General features: G+C 63.6%; 16 protein-coding genes. 4 read left to right on the forward strand and 12 right to left on the reverse strand.

All coding sequences use genetic code 11. The features are described 5' to 3' along the window. Positions 1-18: 18 nt before the first annotated feature. From EEB15_RS14415 to EEB15_RS14430, 4 genes are read left to right on the forward strand one after another with little or no spacing between them, the layout of a single operon-like run. Positions 19-993, forward strand: a complete 975-nt coding sequence (locus tag EEB15_RS14415; RefSeq protein WP_141510561.1) for a tripartite tricarboxylate transporter substrate binding protein — start codon at positions 19-21, stop codon at positions 991-993. 14 nt (positions 994-1,007) lie between these two features. After that, positions 1,008-1,952: a 2-dehydropantoate 2-reductase gene (locus EEB15_RS14420; protein ID WP_141510562.1), complete on the forward strand. Its 945-nt coding sequence runs from the start codon at positions 1,008-1,010 to the stop codon at positions 1,950-1,952. After that, complete coding sequence (locus EEB15_RS14425) at positions 1,949-5,488, forward strand: indolepyruvate ferredoxin oxidoreductase family protein (protein WP_141510563.1); 3,540 nt, start codon at positions 1,949-1,951, stop codon at positions 5,486-5,488. Before EEB15_RS14420 ends, EEB15_RS14425 begins: the two co-directional genes overlap by 4 nt. 21 nt (positions 5,489-5,509) lie before the next feature. After that, positions 5,510-6,583 carry an enolase C-terminal domain-like protein gene (locus EEB15_RS14430; protein ID WP_141510564.1) on the forward strand — a complete coding sequence of 358 codons (1,074 nt, stop codon included), beginning with the start codon at positions 5,510-5,512 and terminating at the stop codon, positions 6,581-6,583. Between the two features lie 80 nt (positions 6,584-6,663). Here the strand turns inward: EEB15_RS14430 and EEB15_RS14435 are convergent, their stop codons facing one another. From EEB15_RS14435 to EEB15_RS14490, 12 genes are all read right to left on the reverse strand, one after another. Continuing rightward, positions 6,664-7,797: an ABC transporter substrate-binding protein gene (locus tag EEB15_RS14435; protein WP_141510565.1), complete on the reverse strand. Its 1,134-nt coding sequence runs from the start codon at positions 7,795-7,797 to the stop codon at positions 6,664-6,666. A 76-nt stretch (positions 7,798-7,873) separates the two neighbouring features. Next, positions 7,874-8,155, reverse strand: a complete 282-nt coding sequence (locus EEB15_RS14440; RefSeq protein WP_158290111.1) for a putative quinol monooxygenase — start codon at positions 8,153-8,155, stop codon at positions 7,874-7,876. A gap of 37 nt (positions 8,156-8,192) precedes the next feature. Beyond that, on the reverse strand, positions 8,193-8,849 hold the full coding sequence (locus EEB15_RS14445; RefSeq protein ID WP_141510567.1) for a flavin reductase family protein: 657 nt from the start codon (positions 8,847-8,849) through the stop codon (positions 8,193-8,195). Between the two features lie 31 nt (positions 8,850-8,880). Then, complete coding sequence (locus EEB15_RS14450; protein ID WP_141510568.1) at positions 8,881-9,927, reverse strand: tripartite tricarboxylate transporter substrate binding protein; 1,047 nt, start codon at positions 9,925-9,927, stop codon at positions 8,881-8,883. 80 nt (positions 9,928-10,007) lie between these two features. Beyond that, positions 10,008-11,195 (reverse strand): CoxG family protein, encoded by a 1,188-nt coding sequence (locus EEB15_RS14455; RefSeq protein ID WP_141510569.1) that lies wholly within the window; start codon positions 11,193-11,195, stop codon positions 10,008-10,010. A gap of 48 nt (positions 11,196-11,243) precedes the next feature. After that, complete coding sequence (locus tag EEB15_RS14460) at positions 11,244-11,858, reverse strand: DUF302 domain-containing protein (protein WP_141510570.1); 615 nt, start codon at positions 11,856-11,858, stop codon at positions 11,244-11,246. Between the two features lie 23 nt (positions 11,859-11,881). Continuing rightward, positions 11,882-12,739, reverse strand: coding sequence for a xanthine dehydrogenase family protein subunit M (locus EEB15_RS14465; RefSeq protein ID WP_141510571.1), 858 nt, complete (start codon positions 12,737-12,739; stop codon positions 11,882-11,884). Then, the gene (locus tag EEB15_RS14470) at positions 12,736-15,132 is read right to left on the reverse strand and encodes a xanthine dehydrogenase family protein molybdopterin-binding subunit (protein ID WP_141510572.1); all 2,397 of its coding nucleotides are present in this window, start codon (positions 15,130-15,132) and stop codon (positions 12,736-12,738) included. The genes EEB15_RS14465 and EEB15_RS14470 overlap by 4 nt, the downstream gene beginning before the upstream one ends. After that, on the reverse strand, positions 15,129-15,638 hold the full coding sequence (locus tag EEB15_RS14475; protein ID WP_141510573.1) for a (2Fe-2S)-binding protein: 510 nt from the start codon (positions 15,636-15,638) through the stop codon (positions 15,129-15,131). Before EEB15_RS14475 ends, EEB15_RS14470 begins: the two co-directional genes overlap by 4 nt. Next, complete coding sequence (fahA, locus tag EEB15_RS14480) at positions 15,635-16,951, reverse strand: fumarylacetoacetase (protein WP_141510574.1); 1,317 nt, start codon at positions 16,949-16,951, stop codon at positions 15,635-15,637. The genes EEB15_RS14475 and fahA overlap by 4 nt, the downstream gene beginning before the upstream one ends. Before the next feature lie 5 nt (positions 16,952-16,956). Continuing rightward, positions 16,957-18,228, reverse strand: coding sequence for a CaiB/BaiF CoA-transferase family protein (locus EEB15_RS14485; RefSeq protein ID WP_141510575.1), 1,272 nt, complete (start codon positions 18,226-18,228; stop codon positions 16,957-16,959). A gap of 2 nt (positions 18,229-18,230) precedes the next feature. Next, positions 18,231-19,028, reverse strand: a complete 798-nt coding sequence (locus tag EEB15_RS14490; RefSeq protein WP_141510576.1) for an enoyl-CoA hydratase/isomerase family protein — start codon at positions 19,026-19,028, stop codon at positions 18,231-18,233. Positions 19,029-19,102 lie beyond the last annotated feature (74 nt).

Consider the following 19,102-nt stretch of genomic DNA (forward strand, 5'->3'; position numbering starts at 1 on the left):
AACCACAAGGGCAACGCAATGAAAAAATTCCTGTTCGCCGTGGCTGTCGCCGCTTCTTGTTTCCTTCCCGCCGCCCACGCACAAAACGCGAGCGGCAAGCCCCTCAACATTCGAGTTGCCTGGCCCGCCGGTGGCGCGGTGGACGCGACGTTCCGGCAGATACAGCTGTCCTTGCAGGACAGCTTGGGCCGGCCGGTCGTCATCGAAAACCTTCCGGGCCTGGGCGGCGCGCTGGGCGCGATGAACGTGGCGTCGGCGACGCCCGACAACGCTGTGGTGCTGGGCACGAGCGGGCCCGACCTGGTGCTCGCGCCGCTGAGCATCGCCACTGCGAAATATTCGCCCGAGTCATTCAAGCTGGTGGCTCCGCTGGGGGCGACGGACTTCATCTTGGTGAGCGCGCCCAAGCATTCCTTCAGGAACGTCGACGAGCTCGCGGCCTACCTGCGCGTATCCGGCAACCAACCACTGACGATGGGCAACATCGGCTACGGGTCCTCAGGCCACATTGCGGCTGCCGACTTCGAAACGCGTATCGGCGCAAAGCTGATGGCGGTGCCTTACAAAGGGACCACCGCGATGGTGCCCGACCTGGTGGGCAGCCAGATCGATCTGGCGTTCCTTCCCATCGTCGGACCGGTAGTCGGCCTGCTGAAGGCCGGCAAGCTCAAGGCGATCGGCATTGCGAGCGAGCAGCGCCACCCCACCCTGCCCGACGTGCCGACCTTGAACGAAGGCAGTTCACTCAAGGCGTTCAATCACTCGGTCTGGAGCGGCCTGTTCGTCTCGACCCGCGTTCCGGACGCCGAGGTGGCGCGCCTGAACCGCGCCAGCACCGAGGCGCTGAGCAAGCCCGAATTCCTGCGCTTCGTGCGCGAAAACGCCTCCCGGCCCCTGGGCCCGATGGACGCCGCACAGGCGGCAAACTTCTTCAGGGACGAGACCGCCAAGATCCGGGCCGTGGCCAAGTCGATCAATTTACAAGCGCAATAAACCGAGAAATTATCATGAAAATTCTAGTCTTGGGAGCCGGTGCCACCGGCGGTTATTACGGGGCCCGCCTGCAACAGGCCGGCGCGCAAGTGCATTTCCTCGTGCGCGAGCGGCGCCGTGGGCAACTGCGCGAGCACGGGCTGGTCGCGCGTAGTGCTTTGGGCGACATGAGCTTGCCTGTTGCGACGCTCGTCCGTGATGAACTGGCTGGGGCTGCGGCGCAGGCCGATGTAGTGCTCTTGACCTGCAAGGCCTTCGAGCTCGACGAGGCAATGGACACGATCGCCCCCGCAGTGGCAGCGGGCGCGCTGGTGCTGCCCGTCATCAACGGCATGGAAGCCTATACACGGCTGGACCAGCGCTTCGGCCGCGAGAAGGTGCTCGGCGGAATTGCTTACATCGCCACCATGCTGATGCCCGACGGGGGGATCCAGCACTTCGGGCCCAACGACGTGTTTGTCGTCGGCGCACGCGCTGCGTCGCAGGAGGCCGCTGCAAAGCGCTTTCACGAACTCATCGCGCGCACGCCCGGCATGCGCAGGCTCTCCGCCGACATCGAGCAGGAGTTGTGGGAAAAGTGGGTGATGCTCGCCTCCGGGGCCACGGCGACCACACTGATGCGCGCGAATGTCAGCGAGATATTGCGCGTCGCAGGCGGGGAGGTAGTGATGCGGCAGTCGATCGACGAGGTGACACGCGTCGCAAGCCTGTCCGGCCACCCGCCGGGCCCGGCCTCGGTCGCCATGGTCGAGCGCGTCCTGCTGGACCCCGCCTCGCCCTGGGCTGCATCAATGGCGCGCGACATAGCGGCGGGTACACCCCGCCTGGAGTCACAGGCCATCCTGGGGGACCTGATTGCGCAAGCAAAGCTCGTGGGCACAGCGGTGCCCCTGGTGCAGACCGCTTACTGCAATCTGCAGGTCTACGAGGCGCAGCGCGCGGCAGCTTCCGCACGATGAGCCCGACGCCCGACACCACCGATCTCGCGCGACCACCGGTCGAAGCCGGCGCGCTGCGATCGCTCGCCAGCCTGGACGAGCGCTTCAACCTGGCGCAGGGCTCGGCGTTCCTGACCGGTGCGCAGGCGTTGATCGCCGTGCTGCTGATGCAGCGGGAACGCGATCGCCGCGCGGGCATGTCCACCGGCGGCTACATCAGCGGCTATCGCGGTTCGCCGCTGGGCACCTTCGACCAGGCACTGTGGGCGGCGGCGCCGCGCCTGAAGGCGGCGGGCATCGTTTTCGATCCGGGAGTCAACGAGGACCTGGCCGCGACAGCGGTGTGGGGTACGCAGCAGCTGGACGCGCTGGGTCCCGCCAGCGTCGATGGTGTGTTCGCCATGTGGTACGGCAAAGGGCCTGGCGTCGATCGCTCGGGCGACCCTTTCAAGCACGCCAACTACACCGGCACGCATCCGCGCGGCGGCGTGTTGGCGGTGTTCGGCGACGATCACCCCGGCAAGTCCTCGACGGTCGCGCATCAAAGCGAGCAGGCGATGGCCGCCAACTCGATTCCGGTGCTCTATCCATCCAACGTTGAGGACATCGTGCGCTTCGGTTTGCTGGGCTTCGCGCTATCGCGCTACGCCGGCTGCTGGGCCAGCCTCAAAGTGGTCAACGAAACCATCGAGCAGACAGCTACGGTTGACGTCGACCCCCAGGCGCAGCACATCGCCCTGCCCGATCCGGCCGATCTGTTGCCGCCCGAGGGCGTGCATTACCGTGGCGCGTTCACGCCGGCGCGCGACGAAACCATCCTGATGCATCACCGCTTGCCGCTGGTGCTGCGCTTTGCGCGCGCCAACCGCGTCGACCAATGCACGATGGGCGACAACAGCGCGCGGTTCGGCCTGGTGTCAGCCGGCAAGGCCTACCAGGACACGCGCCAGGCGCTTTCCTATCTCGGCATCGACGACGCGCGGGCGCGCACGCTCGGCTTGGCGCTGTACAAGGTCGGCATGGTGTGGCCACTGGAGCCGCTCGGGCTCAAGGAATTTGCTGCCGGCAAGGCCGAGCTGTTCTTCATCGAGGAAAAAGCCGCCTTCGTCGAGCGGCAGGCCGCTGGCGTGCTGTACAACGAGCCCGCGCGCCCGCGCATCGTCGGCAAATACGACCAGCACGGCGCCGCGCTGGTGGCCCTCGAGAAGCAACTCGAACCCTTGGACCTCGCGCTGGCGATCGCCGCAAGGCTTCGCGCGGCGGGCCTGGTCGATGAAGCGCTACAGGCCCGCGCGGCGCTGCTGGCCCCTCGCCGTGGCGGTGTAATTTCGTTGGCCACCGCCCAAGACAGCCGCCCTCCCTATTTCTGCTCGGGCTGCCCACACAACACATCCACCAACGTGCCGGAAGGCAGCTTCGCATTGGCGGGCATCGGCTGTCATAGCATGTCGATGTTCTACAAACCGCGCACCCTGCTGTCCACGCAGATGGGCGGAGAAGGGATGAACTGGAGCGGCCTGCACCATTTCACCAAGACGCGCCATGTGTTCCAGAACCTTGGCGACGGCACTTACTACCACTCCGGCTTGTTGGCTCTGCGCGGCGCGGTTGCCAGCAAAGCCAACATCACCTACAAGATCCTCTACAACGACGCCGTGGCCATGACGGGCGGTCAGCCTGTGGATGGGCCTATCTCGGTCAGCCGGGTGGCCCGCCAGGTGTTGGGCGAGGGCGTGAAGCAGGTGGTGCTGGTGTCGGACAACCCGGATCTGCACCGGTCCGACGCTGCCATGCCCAAAGAGGTGACGATACGTCACCGCAACGATCTCGATGCCGTGCAGCGCGAGTTGCGCGAAGTGGAGGGCTGCACCGTCCTCATCTACGAGCAGACCTGTGCCGCTGAGAAACGCCGTCGGCGCAAGCGCAAGGTCATGGTCGATCCGCCCAAGCGGCTGTTCATCAATCAGGCCGTGTGCGAGGGCTGCGGGGACTGCTCCGCGCAATCCGGGTGTATCAGCATCGAACCCGTGGAAACCGCCCTGGGCCGCAAGCGCGCGATCAACCAGTCCTCGTGCAACAAGGACTATCGCTGCGCGGAAGGCTTTTGCCCATCGTTCGTCACGGTTACCTCGGGCAACCTGCGCCGGCCCGCGCAGGGCGACATACCCGAGGCGCTGCTGCAGAACATTCCGGCACCGCCGGTGCGGCCGGTTGGCGAAGGCTTTTCAGTCATGGTGGCCGGTATCGGTGGCACCGGCGTGATCACCATCAGCGCCGTGCTGGCCATGGCGGCGCACCTGGAACACAAGGCCGCCTCGGTCTACGACATGACCGGCGTGGCCCAGAAGAACGGCACGGTATTCAGCCACCTGCGCATTGCGGCGGCGCCATCGGGCATCGCCAGCCAGCGCATCGGGCTGCGCGAAGCCGACCTGATGCTGGCCTTCGACATGCTCGCCGGTCTGGCGGACGAGGCGTCCCGCACGCTGGATGTGCAACGCAGCCGTTTTCTCGGCAACGACCGCGTGCCGCCGAGCGCGATTTTCACCAGGAACCCGGACCATCGCGTCGAGGTGTCGATGCTCCAGCGCAAGGTCGCGAGCGTCGTTCGCGCCGAGCATGCGGACTATGTCGACGCGACCGGACTGGCCACCGCGCTGTGTGGCGATGCGGTGGCGGCCAACACGTTCCTGCTTGGCGTGGCGGCGCAGAAGGGCTGGCTGCCGGTGGGCGTGGCCGCCATCGAACGGGCCCTGGAGCTCAATGGCGTTCAGGTCGAGTCCAACCGTCGCGCTCTGCGCTTGGGCCGCCTGTGGGTCACGAACCGTGCCGCGGTCGAGGCGGCCTCGGCTGGTATCTCGCCGCCCGCGCCGAAGCTGCCGCAGGGACTGCAGGAGGTGCTGGCGCACCGCACCGAACTGCTGACGCGCTACCAGAACGCCGACTACGCCCAGCGCTACCGTGCGCTGGTCGAAAAGATCGCGCAAGCCGAGGCCGCAGCGGCGCCCGGCAGCCAGCGGCTGGCGCTGGCCGTCGCAGAAAACCTCGCCAAGCTGATGGCCTACAAGGACGAATACGAGGTGGCGCGCCTGCACACGGCGCCGGAGTTCCAGGCCGCGCTCGCCGCGCAATTCGAGGGCGGGCAGCGCCTGCGCTTCAACCTGGCACCTCCCCTGCTGTCGCGCCGCGACCCGCTGACCGGACAGTTGAAGAAAAGCGAATACGGCCCGTGGATCCTGCCTGCGATGCGCGTGCTGGCTCGTCTTCGATTTGTGCGCGGAACGCCATTCGATATTTTCGGCTACACCGCCGAGCGCCGTGACGAACGCCAGCTAATCGCCGGCTACGAGTCACTGCTGCAACGCCTGGCAAGTGAACTGTGCGCGGACAACCTGGAGGCTGCCATCCAGTTGGCCCAAATCCCGCAGCGCATCCGGGGCTATGGCCACGTGAAGGAGCGCAGCATGGCCGAAGCAAAGACCACCCGGCAGGTCCTGCTGGCCGAATTCGAGGCCTCCTCTGCGGCACCGGCAACAGCGGCGCGGGTGGCCGCCTAAATCAATCTTGGAAATCACCAAATGAAAATCACCTCCTTCCAGGTCCGCTGCGTCGCCGTTCCCATGCCCGAGCCCCTGCGCATCGCCGCCGTCGGCACAATCGGGGTGTCGCCTCTCGTGCTCCTCACCATCAACACGGACGCCGGCACACAAGGCCATAGCATCCTCTTCAGCTTCGGGATCGCCGCGCTGAAGCCGTTGGCCGAGCTGATACGCAATCTCGAGTCGGTCGCCGTCGGCCAGGCCCTGGCGCCCGCCGATCTCTCGAGCAGGCTGCATGGGCACTTCCGGATGCTCGGCACCGAAGGCTTGGTCGGGATGGCACTGGCCGGGATCGATATGGCGGTATGGGACGCTTTCGCTCGCGCACACGAGATGCCGCTGTCCGCCATGCTGGGCTCAGCACCGCGACCGATCCAGGCCTATGCGGGCATCGGCTTCGACGGCGAGCTGGGCAGCGGCCAGTCCGCCGAGAAGTGGGCGCGCAAAGGCTTCAAGGCGGTCAAGGTGAAGATCGGCTACCCGACCGTCGCGGAAGACCTGGCCGTCGTGCGCGCCCTGCGCTCGGCGATGGGCCCGGACGCGGCCATCATGGTCGACTACAACCAGTCGCTTCGCACCAGCGAGGCGGCGGCCCGCCTGCGCGCCCTGGAGGGCGAAGGGCTCGCCTGGATAGAGGAGCCCATCGTTGCCCACGACTATGCCGGGCTGGTGCAGTTGGCAGCGGCTACCACCACACCGTTGCAAGCTGGCGAGAACTGGTTGGGGGCCCTCGATTTCCGCCACGCCTTCGACGCGGGCGTGCGCGGCCTGGCCATGCCCGACGCCATGAGATGCGGCGGCGTCACCGGTTGGCAACAAATTGCCGCCCTGGGGCAGCTTTATGGTGTGGCGCTGTCCAACCATTTCTGGCCGGAAGTCAGCGCCCATCTGCTTTGCGCAACGCCGACCGCGCATTGGCTCGAGTACATGGACTGGTGGAACCCGATCCTGAAGGAACCGCTTGAAGTGCGTGACGGGATGGCATACACCAGCGAGCGGCCAGGTTCGGGCGTCGAGTTCAACGAAGAGGCCGTTCACCGATACCTGGTGTGAACGCAAGGGCCGGCATGGCCCTGTGTCTCCACCACGTTTAGCATTTCATCGGGCCGATGAGGCGGCACAGCGGCGCTCCTTCAGCGCAGAAACTTTCCGTCCCCTGCCATGTACACGAGCTCGGTGAACGTAGAACCAGTGTTCGAGGTACCCGTGAAATCGACATCCAGCCCGCCAAAACGTCCTTTCACCCGCTTGAGAGCCGCATGGAGTTTCGCCGGCGATAGATCTTTGCCGGCGCGTTTGAGCATCTCCACAAGAATCGAAGCGTTGATGTAGCCCTCGAGGCTGGAGTAGCCGACCGGTACCGAAGCGGCTGTCGCGAGGCTCCGAAATGCCTGCAACGCGGGATTCTCTTTAGCCCAGGGATATGGAATAACCTGGGTAATGATCAGGTTACGCAGTTTCGGACCGAGTGATTTAGCAGTCAATTCGCCGGGCACAACCGACATCCCGTAGTAGTTAGGGAATGCGCCCAGCGCATTGACCGCTTCTATGAGCTTGCCTGGCAAGCCGCCGGCCAGGAAAATGACCACGGCTTGCGGCCTATCCTCCGCCAGAGCGGTGGCGCAAGCAGCGATGTTGCTTCCATCGACATTCACCGCGGTAGTCACGCCGGGAGTCATGCCTAGTTTCTGAAGGCTTTGCGTGAAGACTGTTTTGAACTCTTCACCCCCCGTGTTGTTGAAGTGAGCAAGCGCAATGCGACGGATCCCGATCGTCGTGATCTGCTGCAACGTCTTCTGGACTTCGCGCCCATAACCGGCCCGCACGAAATACACCAGATCGCGTGTTTTTTCGCGAGCACTGTCAGTCACGCCGATGCATCCGACGACGGGTACACCGGTTTTCTCGAGCAGCGGCAGCACGGTGAGCAGGTTGCCGGTACCCAACAGGCCGTATAGCGCCACGACACGGTGCTCCTGCAGGAGCTGCTCGCAGTTCGCAAGGGTCTTGGCCGGTTGAAACTCGTCGTCCAGCGAGATCAGCTCGATAGGCAGGCCATTGATGCCTCCGCTTCGATTGACGGCGTCGAAAACCATCGCCACGCCGCGGTTGCCGAGTCGGAGCTGCTCTCCCAAGGGACCCGAAAGAACGCAGGACTGCCCGATCTTGATGCTTGCGGTTACCGCACCCCAAGCGGGAAGCTTCAGCGCGGATCCGAATGCTATGGCAGTTGCCCCAGCAGATCTAACCAAGGTACGTCTTTTCATCTGTTCTCCTCACTCGGCCATCGGCAGCCACGCGAAACGGCGGGGACGATGGCGGTCTTGCGCAGCCATCGTTGTCTCAGGACGTCGGCGTCATCTTCAACACTTCGGGTCTGCCATCGATGTACTGGCCCAGTTGCCGGCCAAGTGTGCGATAGTGATCTGTCTTGAGATGGGCCGCCGCGGAATCCGCGTCCTTGTACCGTTCGAGGAAGGCAAAACGGTTATCACCTTCCGCAAGCAACTCGTACCCGATAACTCCGGCTTCCTTGCAAGAGGCCTGGACCAGCTGTCCTGCTGTCTGCAAAAATTGCTCGGAAGTTCCGGGCACGATTTTGAGTCTGGCTAGTACGACGATCATTTGCATTTCCTAAGTTCAGGTGTGTTAACGATGGCGATCAACTGGTGCCATGACTGGAAGGGCTGCTGACGTCCGCAAGCCGGTTGATCTGAAAGACGGTTTCGGGCGTCACCTGGACGTAGTCATTCAATCCACCGGACCGCATGATCGGATACGCGTCAGCTGTCTGGTAGACGCCATCCTTAAGGAGCGACTTGTCGATGTAGACAGCCACTACCTCTCCCAAAGCCAGCCAACCGCCCACCTTTTCGCCAGCCGTATTTCGAAACTGAACGATGTCGATGACCTTGCACTCCATGGCAGCCCGGCTTTCCGCCACTCGTGGAACATTGACGACCCGACCCGGAACGGCCGTGAGGCCGGCCAGCGGGAACTCGTCCACGCCATGCGGGTGCGGAGCTGAGGTCTGGTTCATCTTGTCGCCCAGCTCACGGGTCACCAGGTTCCAGACGAATTCACCTGTTTCGGAAGCGTTTTGTACGCTGTCTTTCCAGGCGATCGAGGAAAATCCGATGATCGGCGGGTCATAGTTGAACGCGTTGAAGAAACTATAGGGCGCAAGATTGACTCGCCCCTGAGCGTCTCGCGACGAGATCCAACCAATTGGCCGCGGCGCGACTAGGGCATTGAGTGGGTTATGGCTCAGGCCGTGGCCCTTGGAAGGTTCGTAGTAGTGAAAGTCTGTGACGGCCATGGTGTTCGATCTGTTGGCGCCGCGCGAGCCATTACTCGGGTTGAAGCTTGATCAATCGCGCGATGTCCGTCAGGCGTTTGGTTTCGGCTTTGAAGTACTCGTCGGCCTGCGCGGGCGTCATCGGATCGAAGGTGCGGCCGGGTTGCTCCGCTGCGAACTTGGCGAACTCCGGCGTCCTGGTGACCGCGTTGATCGCCTGAGCCAGCTTGGCCACCTCGACGCTGCCAACTTTGCGGTCGGCGAAGACACCGGTCCAGATCGCATGCTCGAATCCTTTGATCACCTTACCCTCGTTGAGGGTCGGCACGTCAGGCAAGCCTGCGACGCGCTTCGCGGCAGATACCCCGATGGGAATGACCTTGCCGCTCTTGATCAGGCCCATCGTCGGGCCGGCGAGAGGAAGGAAAGTAAGGTCCACTTGCCCGCCAATCAGATCGGGAATGATGGGCGCAACGCCCTTGTAAGGAACCTCGAGAAAACGCAAGTTCCCGCGATTCTGGAAGTCGGCCCCGGCGATGTGCGTGGTCGATCCACGTCCCCAGTGGGCAATCGAGAGTTCCTTGTTGCCCGGCTGCTGAGCATAGGCCAAAAGGTCGTCCACGCCTTTGAACGAGTGGCGCGGAGAGCTGACGAGCACGAAATCCGTGCTCAGCAACGGCGCGACCAGCCGCAGCTGGCCCGGCTCATACTTCGCGGTGGCAAGGGCCAAGGGCGCCAGGATCATATCCGTCGCCGTGTGCCCCACGACGTTGTACCCGTCGGCGGGCAGGCCTAGCACTTTCATCACGCCAATCGAGCCACCTGCACCCGGCAGGTTGTCGATGACAACCGTTTGGCCGAGTTGCGCCTGAAGCCCCGGTTGCAGTTGGCGAAACCCGGCGTCCGCCGGCCCGCCGGCGGGGAACGGCACGCGGATGGTGACAAGCTTGCTAGGGTAGGTTTGAGCCGATGCGCTCAATGCAGGCACCAGCAGTGCCACGGCAAAGGCCAGCTGGAAAAGAAGTTTTTTCATAAATTTGTCTCCTGTTTTAAGAATGTCGGCGTCAGATTGCGCCGGGCGGATCTTGTTTCTTTGCATCACTGTCTCCGGTTGTTTGCGATCACTCGTTCAAGCTAGTCTTGAAGGTGCGACGCGAGATCGCTTCGCTCTCACGTCAACTAAGCCCACATGGCAAAAGCGGCTGCGGTGCTGGTCGCGGCCAACAGAGCCCACCACCATTTACTTGCCCAGGACCGGGTCTCTCCCTGAACTGCGGACCGATTCGCCGGCGCCGATCGCAACTGAGCCTCGAAAGCCGAAAAGAAGATCTTGAGGAGGATCGCTGACACGGCCTCGATCAGCGTTGATCCGACCAAGCTCAAGGGGCCGCGGATCCTGGCCTGGAGCACGTAACGCACGCGTGTCTTCCGGCCCTCTTCGACCAGCAAAATGTTGGCCGCACCCTTGGTGCCGCCGGGTCCGTCGAACGCCAGCACGTAACTGGTTGGAATATCGAGGTCTCTCACTTGGAGCGTTCCCCTCATACGCGCCTTGACGGGCCCGATGCCCAGAGCCAGCACGGTCGTCAGGCTGTCCACCCGCAACTGATCCAATGCTTCGCAAGCGAAAATGCAGGGCTTCAGTGACTCCGCATTGTTCAGCGCATTGAAAGTGGCAAACAGCGGTGCGGGCACCAGTCTTTCTCCCACCAGTTTTATCGGCGTGCCAGCAACGGTTGGGCGCGAGTTTGCCGACGCGGTGGCCTTGCCGAGGACCATGGGCTGATCCAACCTCGCTTCCGGCTTTGCGGACCGCGACCGAGCCTCGGTAGTCTTCAGCGTGGCAACACCAACCTGGCGTGATGTGGCCCAAGCGTGCGTCCTTCCGGCGACGGCAGGCTCATGCCCGCTTGTCGCTTCGGTCGTTGCCAGCCGCAGCCGGTTTTCGAAGGCTGAAAAGAAATCCTCGGTGACCTTCGCCGCGGCGGCATCGACAAGGCGTGAGCCGACCTGCGCCAAGCGCCCGCCCACCTGGGCTCGGGCGTCGTAACGCAGAAGCGTCTGATGGCCCTCTTCCGTGAGCGACACGTTTGCCGACCCCTTGCCAAAACCGGCAATCCCGCCCTGACCTTCGAAGGTCACCACATAGCTGTGCGGCGGCAGTAGGTTGCTCAACTTCAAAGTGCCTTTGAAGCGGGCGCTGATGGGCCCGATCCGCGCGACCAGCACGGCCACCAGCGTGTCCGGCTGCATCCATTCCAGCGAGTCGCAGCCGGCAATGCAGGACTTGAGGACCTCGGGGTCGTTCAGCGACTGCCAGGTCGCCGAGATCGGTGCGGGTATCAGCCTTTCGCCAACAAGTTCCATGCGTTCAGCCCAAGGGCTCCAAAAGAATGATTGAGTAAAACGGGAACCTTACTTGCCGACGTCCATCAGAAGTTCCTTCAGCGCGGCGTCCAGTTGACCAGCCACGCTGTTGATAGAAGCGTTGCCTAGTAATCCGAACATCGAAGAAGGCCTGTCGTATTCGAATACTGCGGTACCGTCGGCGCCCTCGTACAGAATCACACGGATGGGCGCGTAGAGACCGGCGGCCACGTCGTGCTTGTTCATGGAGACGGCGGTCAGGACATTGCCAATGCCATATCCAACTGCCTTGCGGGGCCTCCCGTCCATGGCCAGCGCAGCGCCGTGATTCAGTGAGTACAGGATCGACAATCCGGTTGGCGCTGCCAGCCGCTCCAGTTCGGCGCGCGCACCGGCCATGTCCTTTTTTTGCAGGTACGGAATCAGCAGATCGACCTGGACAAAACGGACCCGCGACTCAAGTGCGGTCTTCACGTCGTCAAACGATCTCTTTGAACTGATGCGGATGTGCTCCACCGTCAAAGGCCGCGTGCTCACGCGTTCCTCCTGGGTTGCGGCTGCCGCAAGACCGTGCGCTGTCAACAGGCCGAAGGTTTCCAGCCCAATCAGAGCGGCGCTTGCGAATGACCGCAAGTGGCTCGTGGCGGTTGGTTTCGTCGTCATGGTTGTCTCCTTCTTATCCTTGCTCAAACGGGGGAAATTGCATCGACCAGCGCGCGACGAAGCATCGTGCGCCCCAGCTGAGTGCGATAGTCGGCGTCGGCGAAGCGGTCCTCCAGAGGTGAGGCGCCCGTAAACGCCAGGTCGATCAGGCGTTCCGTTTGGTCGGGCTGGCCGGCATATCCGGCCAACGCGGCTTCGGCGGCTTTGGCACGGAATGCATGGGCCGAATGACCTGTCACCGCAATCCGTCCGCCACTGCAGCGATTGGCCTCGTAGGCCAGAACCACGGCCACGCCGACGACGGCATATCCCGATGCTGGATGGCGGAACTTGCGGTAAGCCCCGCGCTGGTTCGACCCCGCCGGGATGCGCACGCGTACGACGATCTCATCGAGCCGCAGGTCGGTTTCGAACAGGCCCTTGAAGAACGAAGCGGCGGGAATCGAACGCTGGCCTTTGGGCCCGATGACCTCGACCGTCGCGTCAAGTGCCAACATCGCCGCCGGCCAATCGGCCGAAGGATCGGCGTGCGCCAGGGAGCCGCCAATGGTGCCGCGATTGCGCACGGTCGGGTCCGCGATCAGTCCGGCGATGCTCGGAAGTAACGGCATTGCCTCGGCCAGCTCAGCGTGATGTTCAAGCTGGGCGTGGGTTGTCGCCGCGCCGATGACAATCTCGTTTGTGCCGATCATGATGCCTTGAAGTTCAGGCAGTTCGGCGATGTCGATCAGCGTCCCGGGCGCGGCAAGCCGCAGTTTCATCATTGGCAGCAGCGAGTGGCCGCCACTCATCAACTTCGCACCATCGCCCCCTTGCGCGAGTTGAGCGAGTGCCTCGGACAAACTGCCGGGTCGGATGTACTCAAATGCACTCGGGATCATCGGGTCAACTCCTCTTTCCCGGACGCGTGTGCGGCACGGATGGCACGCCACACCTTGGGTGGCGTCAAAGGCATGTCGATGTGGCTGATGCCGAAGCTCTTTAGCGCATCGCACACCGCACTGACGATGACCGGTGGGGCGCCGACACAGCCGGCTTCGCCGATGCCCTTGACACCCAGCGGATTCACCGGGGTTGGAGTCACCTGAAAGCTGGTTCGCATCGTCGGGATCTGATCGCTTTTAGGCACGGCGTAATCGAGCAACGAGCCGCTCAGCAGCTGCCCGGTCTCGTCGTATTCGACCCCCTCGTACAAGGCCTGGCCGATGCCCTGGGCGATGCCGCCGTGCATCTGTCCATGGCACAGCATGGGATTGATGAGATTGCCCACATCGTCCACGGCGACATAGTCGAGAATCTTCACTTCGCCCGTCTCGATGTCGACCTCGACAACGGCTGCGTGACTGCCGAATGGCGCCACCATTTTTTCGGACTGGTAGAACACGGTTTCTTCCAGACCCGGCTCCATGCCCAGCGGAAGATCGGAGCTGACATACGCCATGCGCGCGACCTGGCCGAAGCCGACGCTGCGCGCTTTGCCCTCGCCGGAGACGCTGAACGTCCCCCCCGCGTAGTTGACGTGTTCCGGCTTCGAGTCCAGCATGGTGGCGGCAATGAGCTTGGCCTTGGCGAGCACTTTTTGCGCCGCATTGTGAGCTGCAGTGCCGCCAACGACCATGGAGCGCGAGTTGAACGTGCCATGGCCGAAGGGCACACGGTCCGTATCGCCCTGGACGACGTCAATATCGTCCATCGGCAACTGCAGCACGCTGCCCACGATCTGCGCGTAGCTTGTCGCGTGCCCATGGCCTTGTGGCATGGACCCCGAGAAGAGCGTGACCTTGCCGTCCGAATGGACGCGCAGCAATGCGCTTTCCCAGCCGCCGCGGTTGAACCCAACCATCTTCATCGCGGCCGAACTGCCGACGCCGACCAGTTCCATGTAGCAGGTGACGGCGATTCCGACATAGCGTCCCTGCGCCCGCAGGGCGGCCTGCTTCTCGCGCCATCCGCTGTAGTCAATCTCCTTGACCGCGGCCTCGAGGGCACCTTCGTAGTTGCCGGTGTCCCACACGAAGAGCGGGTGCCCGTAGGGCCGGTAGGGAAACTGATGCTTGCGAATCAGGTTGATCCGACGCAGTTCGACCGGATCCATGCCCAATTTGGCAGCGACCGCGTCCATGGTCCGCTCGATGAGGTACGCGGCCTCGGGGCGGCCGGCGCCGCGGTAGGCGTCCACCGGCGTGGTGTTGGTCGTCACCAGCCGCATTTCGCCGTCCAGCGCGGGGATGTCATAGTTGCCGCAGGCGAATGACACCGTGTTGACCGTCGGGATGCCAGTTGCCATGTTCGACAGGTAGGCGCCCAGGTTGGCGAACGAGCGCATCTTGATGCCGAGCACACGGCCTTCTTTCGTGACCGCCGCTTCCACGTTCTCGATGTGCGCCCGGCCGTGCGTGGTGGCCATGTGCGCTTCGCTGCGCGTCTCGGTCCAGCCGACCGGCCGCTCGAAATGCTTTGCGGCGAACGCGACCAGAATTTCCTCGGCGTAGAAGTGCATCTTGGCGCCGAAGCCCCCGCCAATGTCGGGCGCGATCAGGTGAATCCGGTGCTCGGGCCAGCCCAAGGTTTCGGCCAGCCAGCGCCTGGACATGTGAGGCACCTGCGTCGGCAGATAGAAAGTCAGCTTGTCATTGGTCGTGTCGTAGATTGCTCGCACGGCCCGCGGTTCGATCGGGCTGGGGATCAACCGGTTGTTGACAAGCCGCACCTGAACCAGATGGTCCGCCGCCGCGGCCGCTGCCGCGTAGTCACCGCCGCCGCCCCTGAAAACGCAGATGAGGTTGCCCGGCACATTGTCATGCAACTGCGGCGCGCCTTCCTGCAGGGCCGCTTCCTCGTCCACCACGGCAGGCAGCACTTCATAGTCGACGACGATGGCTTCAAGCGCATCGGCAGCTTGCTGGCGCGTCTCGGCCACCAACAGCGCGACCGATTCGCCAAGGTAGCGCACTCGGCCGTCGGCCAGCGGGGGGTGGGCTGGGACGATGGAGCCGCCCACCACCCAGTTGGGGCGAATGTCGCCGACCTTGCCACGCAGGTCTTCATAGGTCAGGATTCCCACCACACCGGGCATCGACGCGGCGGCCGAGGTGTCGATGGACTTGATCAGCGCGTGGCCGTGCGGTGAACGCAGCACCATGGCGCAGGTCAGGCCTTTGATCGCGATGTCGTCGGTGAATCGGCCGCGGCCGGTCAGAAGCGGCGGGTCTTCGCGTCGGGTGATGGATTGGCCGATCGGGTTGACATGTGCAGCGACATCGAGCTTGGTCATTGCGCGAGCTCCCCATTGCCTGAAGCGCGGCCTGTGTTACCGGCACGGGTGGCAGCCAGCATGACCGCATTGACAATGTTTTGATAGCCGGTGCAGCGGCACAGATTGCCATGCAAGGCTTCACGCACCTGCTCTTCGGTCGGATTGGGAACCCGGTCCAGCAGCGCCTGCCCCGCGAAGACCATGCCCGGCGTGCAAAAACCGCATTGAAGCCCATGCACCTCCGTGAAGGCCTGTTGCAGCGGCGTCATCTTCTTTGGCGTGCCCAGCCCCTCGATGGTCGTGACGCGGTGGCCTTGCGCCTGAACCGCCAGCACCGTACAGGACTTGGCCGTCTTGCCGTCGATCTGCACAGTGCAAGCCCCGCATTGCGAGGTATCACAGCCGATGTGCGTGCCCGTCATGCCCGCGTGGTCCCGTAGGAAATGCACCAGCAATTCGCGCGGCTCGATCTCCGCACTGACCGGAGCTCCGTTGACTTCGACGGTCACTGTTCGCGGCGTCATCTCGCATCCCCCACGATTTGGCCTTTGCACTCGCCGAATCCGATCGGCTTGTAGCCATCCCGCTCGCACACGCCGCGCAGCCACACCGTGTCGCCGTCTTCGAGGAAAAGCCGCATTTCACCCGAAGGCAATGTCAGGGCCTGCTTGCCCCCGGCATTGAACTCGATCAGGCATCCCGAGTCCTTGCGTTCCGGGCCCGAGACGGTTCCACTGGACAACAAGTCGCCGGTGCGCAGGCTGCATCCGTTGCTGGCGTGGTGGGTCAGCATCTGCGTGAGCGTCCAGTACTGGTCGCTAAATTGCGGCTGCGAAATCACGGCCGGCGCCATGCCGCTTTTTTGCATCGCCGCCGTCTGCAGCAGAACCTGCAGCGAGATCGAGATGCCACCCTGGGCCACATGCTTGGCCGATGTGAGCGCCGCCGGCACCGGCGTCTCGCCCGCGTCTCGTGTCGGCGCCGGCATGCGATACGGCGCCAGCGCTTCCAGGGTCACCACCCACGGCGACGCCGTCGTCATGAAGCTCTTGGCGAGGAACGGCCCCAAGGGATAGCTCTCCCACATCTGAATGTCCCGCGCCGACCAGTCATTGACCAGGCAGAGCCCGAACATGTGGTCGTCGGCGTCGTCGATCGAAATGGGCTGACCCAGGGCGTTCTCGCGGCCAACGAAGCAACCCACCTCCAGTTCGAAGTCCATGCGTTGCGACGGCGCGTAGACCTGAGCTGCTCCTTGTGGATCCCCAAGCTGTCCCCGCGGCCGGATACAGGGGACCCCGCTCTCGACCACGGTGGACGCACGGCCGTGGTAGGCAATCGGCATGTTCCGAAAGTTGGGTGCCACGGGCATCTCGGGCCGCATCAGTTCGCCCGTACGCCGCACATGGTGGATGGAGGTAAAGAAATCGGTGAAATTGCCGATCTGTGCCGGCAGGTGCATCTGCGCGTCGCGCATCGGCACCAGGCAGGCACCGGCCGCTGCCGCGTGGCCACTGTCGGTGCGCAGCAGTGTAAAAATCGCGTCCCGCACCGCTTGCCTTGCGGCGCGTCCACTCGACATCAGCAAGTTAAGACTATTCCTGCGTAACGCGGGCGACAGGTCATTCAGGCCCGGCAGCAGACCCCCGTCCAGGACAGCGCTCAGATCGAGGATTTGGTCGCCGATAGCGACGCCGATCCTGCGCACTTTCGCACCCGCCGTGCTGAACACACCGAGAGGCAGGTTCTGGATGGGAAACTCAGTGCCGGGCGCGTTCGCGCTGGTGACCCAGCTTTGAACACTCGCATCGTGGGTGTGATCGGTTTCGAAGATCATGGCGATCAGGCGCTCACTGGGTCGGCTGGTGCCTCGGTCGTTGCCGGGACCACGACAGAGGGAATCGCCTGCTCGTGCTCGACCAGCATGCCCGCCGCAGCCGCTGCCTTGATCGCTTCCTGGCTCATGCCCAAGGCCGCAAAGACCTCAGCATTGTTCTCACCCCGGAACGAAGGCGCCGTGGGCGCGGGAAGCTTGTCCTCCGAGAAGCGCCAGGGCCGGCCGTGCAAACGGTAAGAGCCCCCGCGGCGGTCCGGCACGTCCTGCACCGCGCCCCAGTACTCCGCCCATTCGGAATTGGCAATTTCCTCGGTCGTCCGAATCTGGCCCATGGCAATCTTGGCTTCGTCCAACTGTGCATCGAGCGTTGCCATGTCGCGGAAGGTGAGCACCCAGGCCTGCACGATCGCATGGAGCGCGTCGTAGTTCGCCGCTCGCGCTTCTGCCGTCGCGAAGCGGGGGTCACTCGCCAAGTCGATACGGCGCATCGCGCCCAGGTACTGCGGGAACGTGCCGCTAAACACCAGACTCTGCGGCGTCAGGAAGCGCTCGCCCCCGGGCCCGACGAAGAAAGCACCATCGGTGGCGCCCAGAATTCCCGGCTCAGCACCCAAGTCGACGCCGGCCATATCGATGTGCGCGCGCTCATTGACGGCCAGCATGACTGCCGCCATGGCGACATCGATGTATTGGCCGCGACCGGTCACATCCCGGCTCCTTACGGCCGCCAGCACGGCGATCGTCGCTTGCAAGCCGGCGTAAACGTCGGCGTGCGACAGCGGATCAGGGCGCTGGCGGCTGAGCGCGTCCCCGTAGTGGCGCATCGTGTTGTGCGTGAACCCGACCTCTGCTTGTACCGTTGGCGCATAGGCCATGCGCGACGACCAAGGGCCGCCCTGACCGTAGCCCGAGATCGACACGTAGATCAGACGCGGATTGCGCTTTGCGACAGTCTCATAGTCGAGCCCAAAGAACTTGAGCGTTCCAGCCCGAAAATTCTCGACCACGATGTCTGCCTGGTCGATCATCTTCAAGACCAGATCCACAGAGCCCTGGACGTTCAGGTCGATGCTGACGTTGCGCTTGCCGACGTTCTGCTGGGCGTAATAGCCGGACATGCCGTCGACGAACGGCCAAGACATCCGGGACACGTCGGGACGAGGAGGCTCAATCTTGATCACCTCAGCGCCCAGGTCCGCCAAGGTCCGGGCGCACAGAGGCCCAGCCAGCACGCGGGAGAAGTCGACGACTTTGAGGCCTTGCAGGGGTCCGGACATGATCAGCACCCCTCAAACTTGGCGAGACCGGGGCCCTGCTTGAGGAAGGATTCGAGTCCCACCCTCACGTCGTTCGAAGCCCATATCGGCTTTTGCAACTCAGCCATCGCCAGGTCCGCTGCTTCAACGCCTTGATTGGCGGCGATCCGGGCAATCTGCTTGGTGATTGCATGCGCAATGGTCGGCCCGGCGGCCAACTCCTGGGCCACCATCATGGTGGACTCCTCCAGCTTGTCGTCTGCTACGACCAGGTTGATCAGCCCCCAACGCTCCAGCGTCTCGGCATCGTAGCGGCGGCCGAGCATCGACATTTCCTTGGCGCGGGCCACACCGATGCGCTGAACCTGCCGCTGGATGGCGCCCATCAGAGGGTGCAGGCCGAGTGCACTTTCCACCGAGCCAAACTTGGCCGACCGGGTGGCGATGATGTAGTCACAGGCCAAGGCGAGCTCAACCCCACCGCCCAGGCAGGCGCCGTGAACGCTGGCCACGATGGGCACGGGCAAAGTCTCGAACGCATTCAGTACCTCCACCGGATCCCACATCGGTGCAGTCGCTGATTTGCTGTCCTTCTTGCCCTGCTCCAAAAGCGCTTCAAACTGGGTGACGTCCGCACCCGCGCAGAAGTGCCGCAGGCCGCTGCGTAGAACGATGGAGCGACAGCCCTGAGCAACGGCGTCGCGCATCTTCGCAATCAGCGGATCGAACAGCGTCGGCCCCATCAAGTTGTAGGGACGGTAGTTCATGGTCAGCACGGTCACATTGCCATGCTTTGCCGCAACAATGATCTCTTCACTCATCAGGGTGTCTCCTAGTGGATAGCAAGCACATTTCGGGCGCCGTGGCGCTCGTTTCTGGGTGCGATTGTCTGAGC

This window comes from Ramlibacter sp. WS9, from assembly GCF_003797765.1.
GTDB lineage: Bacteria > Pseudomonadota > Gammaproteobacteria > Burkholderiales > Burkholderiaceae_C > Ramlibacter.